The organism is Bacillus cereus group sp. BfR-BA-01381 (assembly GCF_022663555.1).
Classification (GTDB): Bacteria; Bacillota; Bacilli; order Bacillales; family Bacillaceae_G; genus Bacillus_A; species Bacillus_A pacificus.
Map to the genome: position 1 here is coordinate 1 of NZ_JAKUFR010000141.1, position 7,668 is coordinate 7,668.

A 7,668-nucleotide genomic window follows, 5' to 3' on the forward strand; every position below is an offset into this window, starting at 1 on the left:
TCTTTAGAAATTTTATTTCTTTGAATCGTAATACTTAAAAACAATACGCTAATAGTCATCGAATGTTGCTCCTTTCTTTAAAAAATAATGTAAGAGACTAAAAAATCGCACAAAAAAGCCACAGGAAGATATAGTTCTCCTATGGCCAGGCGTGAAAAAGCCACAGGAAAGTATACGACCTCCTGTGGCGAATTTATGAATTAATCGAAATAATGTACGATTTTCAATTCTCCATTAGGGTGGTCGAATTCATATTTAATTGTCCAGAAAACACAGGTGCAGTTAACGCTAAAGTTAAAGCATGTAATTGTAATTTCATCATTTCCTTCGACCTCCTTTTAGAATATTTTTCTTACGTTAGTAAGTATATACAATTAATGGATAATTGTAAACATAAAAAATGAAAATTTTTAATTTTGATTAAAATGCGTATATTTTAAAGGGTTTTGAGAAGGTGTATTGTAATTAACGAAATATCGATAAAAATGGGGGATGCTAAATGAAATATATGCATCGTAATGTAGTTGTTATGCTAACAATTTTTTTATGTATTACTGCTTGTTCTAGAGGAGAAAGAATAAAAGAAATATCCGATGTTGAACCTGGTGAGTTTAAGAAATATGCGGGGACATACGTTGGGAATAACTCAGATGTAGTTGCAATTGTTAATCATTTACCCGGTGGTGAAACATTTCAAAGTGTAAGTTTAGAGAATGAAAGTATAAAGGTGAACTATGGTGCAAAAGGGAGTGGCCCTCTTACAGAAGACATGGTTGAGACGTATTGGTTTGATGGTAAGGATACAATAAAGAAGAATTTTCTCTTTAATGCTATTTATCTAGCGATTTTAGTACCAAATGCAAAAGCTTTTGATTTCCAAGTAGAAAATAAAAAGTTTACGATAAAAAGAGAAGAAATACTACCAATCTTGTATGAAAATTTTAATGATTTTCCAAAAGAAGATAATATATGGGATAAAAAGAAAGTAGTAAAGTTCCTTAATGATAATAACGAAAAAATTAATAGGCTTGTGAATGATAAAGATTTCCGAAAATCTTTATTTGTTAAATATCCAGTAAAGTGGTCGAAATAATTGGAGGGAGAAAGATGGAGTTAGTATACAAAATTTCTTATCATAGAATGCAGGCTCATTATTTACCTAAGTTAGTACAGGCAATTCAGTTCGTTAGTGAAGATGATTTATGGAAACAAGGGAAGTCTGTTAATTCAATTGGTGGAATCGTACTGCATATTTGTGAACATATGCAGAGAAATACTAGTCGTTATAAAAATCCAAATATAGTTTTTGAAAAGGGAATCGAGGAGTATTTTCCAACAAAGCGACAACATACTGAAGTTTTGCTACAGTACGTTGAAAAGGTATTTGATGGATGGGGAAAAGCATATATACAAGCATGGGAAGAAAAAAGACATATTGAACTTCATAGTTTATTACATTTAGTGGAGCACACAAGTTATCATTTAGGGCAAATAGTAGATCGTACAAAGTCAATAAAAGGACAACCATTTAACTTTTGTCAAAATGGTATAAATGAAAAGAATTTGAGAACAAGAGTTGAAACTTCGAAATTTTAGAAAGAGAGCCATTCTTAAACGAATGACTCTCTTTTTTTGTAAAAGAAATTTATGGAAATGAATATATTTATGTGATATGGTTAATTACATAAGTAATGAACCTATGAACCGAACTAAGGTGGTGAAATTGTGAAACCTACTCTGGAGCAAAATAAATTAATATACTTACAAATTGCAGAAACGATTGAATCTGATATTTTAAAAGACATATTGCTTGAAGAAGAACAAGTTCCATCAACAAATCAATTTGCGAAGATGTTACAAATTAATCCAGCTACTGCAGCTAAAGGGGTAAATGTATTAGTTGACGAAGGGATTCTATATAAAAAGAGAGGGATCGGAATGTTTGTTGCAAAAGGAGCGAAAGAAGTCGTACTAAAAAAAAGACAAAATACTTTTATGACCGAATATTTACCGAAAGTGTGGGAAGAAGCAAAAGTATTAGAAATATCCAAAGATGAATTGATGGATATGATTCAAAAAATTACGAGGGAGGGGAAAGAGGAATGATTGCTCTTGAGACGAAAGATATAACGAAAAAATATAAAAAGAAAGTAGCAGTAAATGAAGTAACGATTTCATTGGAAGAGCATAAAATATATGGTTTGCTCGGTAGAAACGGAGCGGGAAAAACGACACTATTAAATTTACTTGCAGGCCAAATTATTTCAAGTAGTGGTAGCATATCAATATTTGGTGAAAATGTTTTTGAAAATAGTAAAGCAATGCAAAATATTTGTTTTGTTAGAGTGAAAGAAGAAGCACATTTCAGTTATAAAGTAAAAGATATTTTTAAGATGTGTAGCATGTTTTATAAAAACTGGGATGGAAAGTATGCTGAAAAACTCGCTGATAAATTTCAGCTTAATACGAAAATGAAATATCATAAGCTATCACACGGTATGCAAACAGTTGTTGGAATTATTCAAGGATTAGCAAGCAGGGCACCAATTACAATTTTTGATGAACCAACTACAGGTTTAGACGCAGCGCATCGTGAATTATTTTATAGTCTACTCCTAGAAGATTACGGTGAGTATCCACGAACTATTATATTATCCACACATTTAGTAGAAGAAGTAACTCATGTGATTGAAGATGTGATAATCATAAAAGAAGGAAGATTAGTTGTTCAATCATTGGTGGAAGATTTATTACAACAAGTTCAGATTATTTCAGGCCAAAAGGATAAAGTGGACGAGTTCTTGATCAATAAAAAAGTATTAAATCGAGAAGTTTATGGAAATAAGGGTATTGCTGTTATATGGGAAGAATTGTCTAATGAAGATTATGACTCTATTGAAAAATTAGGATTAGTAGTTGATGGAATAACATTACAAAAATTATTTATTCACATAACTGGTGGTGAAGTGAAATGACGATATTAATGAAGCAGTTAAAGTTACATATTAATTTTCATTATAAAGCAATTTTAATATTTTGGATTGTAGCTTTATTAATAAAAGGGGTTTTAAATGCTGCACATTTAAATGGAGTGAACATTGGTTATTTACCCGAAATTATAAATAACCCTTCAATAGCAATTATGTTATTTATAGTAGGGAGTGTTTTCATCATTCAAGATGAGCTTTTTCGTTTAGCTATTTCATTCGGTGTAACGAGAATACAATATTTTATCGGGGCAATTTGTTATATCGTATTGCAATCTGCATTATTTTCATTTCTTCAAGTTATGCTTTTACAAGATATAAAATATAATTTAGTAAATGTTAGTTTTTGGGAGCAATCGGTGCAACAATTTATTTTGCAATTTTTATTTTATGTTACAACAGCATGTTTCTTTCAAGTGGTAGTAGTTTTTAAACAACGATTTCAGTGGATCGGTCTTATGATTGGTGGGACCCTTTTCTTATCAACAAATAGTGTACTTTATGGAGAAGCGGGGGTAACCGGTTTATTATTTACGAGTGATGGATCTTTAGTAGATATACCGTATTTTACTGTTATTTCAATTGGATTAACTGTTCTTTATATCATAACTAGTAGTATATTTATTCGTAAAGTATCATTCGAAAAAACGATTTGAAATATTATTAGATTACTATAGAGAGAAGGATAGGAAATGGGAGACACATCTTCACTCATTACAGTCTTTTTAGGCATTGCACTATTAATATTCTGGCGTCGTTATCGTTCCATGCATAAGCCAATAAAGGGATCAGGAAAACGTATTTTATGGCCATTATTATTTTTAACACCAGGTGTTGTATGGTTTTTTGGTCCCGTACATCCAGCTATATTACAAGTAATTATAGCGGTATTCATTGGGGGACTTTTCGCTGTGCCGCTTATAGTATTAACAAATTATGAACGAAGAGATGATGGGAATATTTATACGAAAAAAAGTGCTGCTTTCTTAATTACTTTTATTGCACTTGTCGTTTTAAGGTATGGTTCAAGGAAATATATTGTAGACTTAGATCAACAAACAATTGGTTTATTATTTTATGTTATTGCTGTCTCGTATATTATTCCTTGGAGAATTGCTTGTTTTATAAAGTTTAGGAAAGTTTTGCGGGGGAATAGTAATCATACAGTGTAAAAACAAAGACTTCTCTATTGAGAAGTCTTTGTTTTTATGAAATCATTATATGCTATGTAACTAATTTTCCCTCTCAAAATCACCACTATATGGTAAAATTTTATAATGAATGAAAGAAATGTATGGTAATGTGGTAAATCAAATACATGAACTGAAAATAGTTCTTTTTGAGAGGAGGTAATGAGTCGATATGAGCTACTTTATTGCGTTAGTACTTGCTGTTTTATTAGCTTTTTCATATAAAATTGTTGATATTACAGTTGGCATTATTATTGGAAAAACGTTGTACCGCAAGATAGAAAATGAGATTATTTATATATGGGGGACAATACTGACGATAATTAGTTATTTTTATGTAGATAATTATGTATTCCGTTTACCAATTCACTATGAATCAATTGTTGTATTAATCTTGATTGCTTTGATAACGAATATTGTCATTTCACGATACTCAGGATATAATCCAATTGGGAAAAAGAATATCTTAAACTTTGTAATTATGTATCCTATTTTTGAAGAAGTAATTTTTAGAGGGATGATTATACCAATACTTAACAACGCATTCCCGATCCTCTCTAATTTTGAAATAGCTTACATACCAGTTACGCTACCAATTCTAATATCTTCCTTTCTATTTGCTGTATCTCACTTACAATATTACAAATTTAATCAGACTAGTATAAAATTTATGCTGTTCGCATTTTTAGGGGGAATAATACATGGTATGATTACGGATTCCACACTATCAATTGTTTTCCCAATATTATTACATATAGAATTTAACTTCCTTTCTGTATATTACGCAAAAAAGCTGTAGTAAATTGATAATTGAGTTAGTGTATTTATAAATGAATTATTGAAATTTTATTAAAAAAAGGTAAGAAAATAGTTTTTTTACTACAGCTAACGAATTTTACGTCAACAATCACCTCTAGCTGGGGAACTAGTTGATTTTTACAGTAACAAAGATAAAATCTCACATGTAGAGACTGTTTTAGCGTATAAAATCCGCATTTCAAAAAGCTGACAAAAGTCAGCTTTTTTTATTCGTAACATGAAGTAAAGCTCCAATCGCACCGCTATTACCACCATCTTGTAAAAAAATAGGTATTTTATTTTGATATTTTGTGTAGCTACTAATAATATTTTGAAGATGTATGTTATTACATAGAGTCGAACCAATATAAATAATATGGTCAATGTTTTTTGTTTCGGCGAATTGAAGGCTTAATGCAGTAACGACTTCACCGACGAGTCCTTGTACAGTAGCAAGTATATCTGAGCTATTATAATTTGATTCTATAGTAGCGGCTTTACCAAAATTGCTTGCAGTTAAACTATTATCAATAGGGGAGAGAATACCGCCATAAATATCACCAACTGTAATATCTAATTCTTTTCTAGAACCTACTTTTGTTAAAGGGATCACATCTTCAAAATGATCTAGATTTGTTAATAATTTTGAAAGTCCCATAATAGTACCACCGCCAACACCAGTTCCACCAGCTCGAATATATTTGTCATTATAAACGTAATGAATAGAAGTACCTGTGCCGATATTTGTTAAAATAAAGTTGTTTACAGCATATTTCTCTTCTTTTAACATGTAGCGGACGCCTATAAGAGTAGCTTCAAATTCGTTTAGTTCTACTATTTTATATGAGGGTGAAAGTAGTTGCTGTAATTGTTTTGCTTTACCACCTGTAATACATATTTGTTTTTTACCAGTGTTTTGCTTAAGCCAATTTATTATTTTATTTTGTTCATTTGAATAAAACTTTTCAAAAGCTAATTGCATTTTTTCGTTCAAATAAGCAATTTTCGTTAATGTTCCTCCAGCATCGATACCGATCGTACTTTCCATTTACCTGCTCCTAACTACGTAATATGCTTTCGTGTTAAATCATACTCTCAACTAATGTAAGGAATACTCTAATCAGCTTGATATATTAATAGCTTTTCTATCGTTACAATCGGCTGATTATTAACAGTTGCGGTGCCTTTACCTAGAATAAAACCTCGGCGATTGCGAGATAGCTCATAATGTAAATCAAGTTTATCACCGGGATATGCTTTTCCTTGGAATACAACCCCATCTAAAGAGGAGAGAAAGCCTAGTCCTTCAGAGTCACTCGTATGTACAAATGCACTAAGCTGAGCAAGTGCTTCTACAATTAACATATGAGGCATATGTTTTTGACTATCATTTATAAACCATTCATTATTTGTAATGAGTTTATATCCCGTAACGGATTCACCATGTTTTACATTTGTTACTTTATCAACCATTAAAAATGGATAACGATGAGGAAGAGTGTCTTCAATGTGCATATGAAAATACCTCCAATAAATAATACCCCTGCTACAGTTAAGCAGGGGAGTTATCATTAATTTTTAACTAATTCATTTACTTTTTCAAGAGAAAAAATACCACTATTTCTAATGTTTTCAACTACTTGTTGTAGCACTTTTTTATCTTGAACGAGTGCAATACGTACAAAGCCTTCTCCGTGAGGTCCAAATGCATGACCTGGCGTAACAACGACATTCGCACGATCCATTAATGCATATGCGAAATCTATAGAAGTCCAGCCGTTCGGAATTTCAGCCCAAACGAACATACTACCAGCTGGTTTATCGACATTCCAGCCAAATGTTTTGAACCCATCGATTAAAGTATCTCTACGTTCTTGATAAATACAGCGGTTTTTCTCACAAAAAGCAGCACCATTTTTTAGTGCAGCACATGCCGCTTTTTGAATTGGTAAAAACACTCCGTAATCTGTATTGGATTTAAACTGAGTAAGTGCACGAACAATTTCTTCATTTCCAATCATATATCCAATACGACTACCTGCCAAACTATAACTTTTTGACAAAGAGTTAATTTCTACGCCAACTTCTTTAGCACCAGGCACAGAGAGGAAGCTAATTGGTTTATTACCATCAAAATAAAATTCAGCATAAGCAAAATCATGGACAACAATAATGTTATGCTTTTTCGCGAATGCAATTACCTCTTTAAAGAAATCTTCATGAGCCATTGCTGGAACTGGATTCCCTGGGAAGTTTAAAATCATCATCTTCGCTTTATCTGCAATTTCTTCAGGAATTAGCTCTAAGTCAGGTAAGAAATCATTATCTTTCTTTAAAGGCATGTAGTAAGATGTTGCTCCAGCCATTTGAATTCCTGTTTCATAAGCTGTATATCCTGGATCAGGAACTAATATAATATCTCCCGGATTCGCATAAACCATAGGTAAATGAACGAGTCCGTCCTGTGACCCCATTAATAATAAAACTTCTTTATCGGCATTTAATATAACATTATGAGTGTTGTTGTAATATTCAGTTACAGCTTCGTGAAATTCTTGAATACCACTTAATGTGTATCCATAGCTTTCTTTTTGATTGGCTGTATGTACCATTTCTTCTCTTACAAAGTCAGCAGGTGGCATATCAGGATTCCCGATACTTAAATCAATCATTTTGTGACCTGCTGCAATTTT

11 protein-coding genes are annotated in these 7,668 nt (G+C 31.8%); 7 read left to right on the forward strand and 4 right to left on the reverse strand.

Translation table 11 applies throughout. From position 1 onward, the window contains the following. Positions 1-59: YrzI family small protein (locus MR079_RS29490; protein WP_396022969.1), on the reverse strand; the 59-nt coding region annotated here is incomplete at its 3' end. A gap of 440 nt (positions 60-499) precedes the next feature. Here MR079_RS29490 and MR079_RS26775 point away from each other — a divergent pair. The 7 genes from MR079_RS26775 to MR079_RS26805 all read left to right on the forward strand — a co-directional run bounded on the left by MR079_RS26775 (position 500) and on the right by MR079_RS26805 (position 4,976). Beyond that, positions 500-1,093: a DUF4825 domain-containing protein gene (locus MR079_RS26775; RefSeq protein WP_242294952.1), complete on the forward strand. Its 594-nt coding sequence runs from the start codon at positions 500-502 to the stop codon at positions 1,091-1,093. A gap of 14 nt (positions 1,094-1,107) precedes the next feature. After that, positions 1,108-1,596 carry a DinB family protein gene (locus MR079_RS26780; protein WP_242294953.1) on the forward strand — a complete coding sequence of 163 codons (489 nt, stop codon included), beginning with the start codon at positions 1,108-1,110 and terminating at the stop codon, positions 1,594-1,596. Between the two features lie 129 nt (positions 1,597-1,725). Continuing rightward, a complete protein-coding gene (locus tag MR079_RS26785) occupies positions 1,726-2,106 on the forward strand; it encodes a GntR family transcriptional regulator (RefSeq protein WP_139865898.1) in 381 nt (126 codons plus the stop codon). Then, the gene (locus tag MR079_RS26790; RefSeq protein ID WP_139865897.1) at positions 2,103-2,975 is read left to right on the forward strand and encodes an ATP-binding cassette domain-containing protein; all 873 of its coding nucleotides are present in this window, start codon (positions 2,103-2,105) and stop codon (positions 2,973-2,975) included. Before MR079_RS26785 ends, MR079_RS26790 begins: the two co-directional genes overlap by 4 nt. After that, positions 2,972-3,643, forward strand: a complete 672-nt coding sequence (locus tag MR079_RS26795; RefSeq protein WP_242294954.1) for a DUF4052 family protein — start codon at positions 2,972-2,974, stop codon at positions 3,641-3,643. The genes MR079_RS26790 and MR079_RS26795 overlap by 4 nt, the downstream gene beginning before the upstream one ends. 36 nt (positions 3,644-3,679) lie before the next feature. Then, the gene (locus MR079_RS26800; RefSeq protein ID WP_242294955.1) at positions 3,680-4,159 is read left to right on the forward strand and encodes a CcdC family protein; all 480 of its coding nucleotides are present in this window, start codon (positions 3,680-3,682) and stop codon (positions 4,157-4,159) included. Positions 4,160-4,349: 190 nt separating this feature from the next. Further along, positions 4,350-4,976 (forward strand): CPBP family intramembrane glutamic endopeptidase, encoded by a 627-nt coding sequence (locus MR079_RS26805; protein ID WP_242294956.1) that lies wholly within the window; start codon positions 4,350-4,352, stop codon positions 4,974-4,976. A 216-nt stretch (positions 4,977-5,192) separates the two neighbouring features. Here MR079_RS26805 and coaW read toward each other — a convergent pair whose 3' ends face one another. The 3 genes from coaW to MR079_RS26820 form a co-directional block, all read right to left on the reverse strand. Beyond that, positions 5,193-6,023: a type II pantothenate kinase gene (gene coaW / locus MR079_RS26810; protein WP_139865893.1), complete on the reverse strand. Its 831-nt coding sequence runs from the start codon at positions 6,021-6,023 to the stop codon at positions 5,193-5,195. Between the two features lie 68 nt (positions 6,024-6,091). Next, the gene (locus tag MR079_RS26815; RefSeq protein WP_139865892.1) at positions 6,092-6,490 is read right to left on the reverse strand and encodes a 3-hydroxyacyl-ACP dehydratase FabZ family protein; all 399 of its coding nucleotides are present in this window, start codon (positions 6,488-6,490) and stop codon (positions 6,092-6,094) included. A gap of 56 nt (positions 6,491-6,546) precedes the next feature. Further along, positions 6,547-7,668 (reverse strand): LL-diaminopimelate aminotransferase (locus MR079_RS26820; protein ID WP_242294957.1); only part of this gene is annotated, 1,122 nt, incomplete at its 5' end.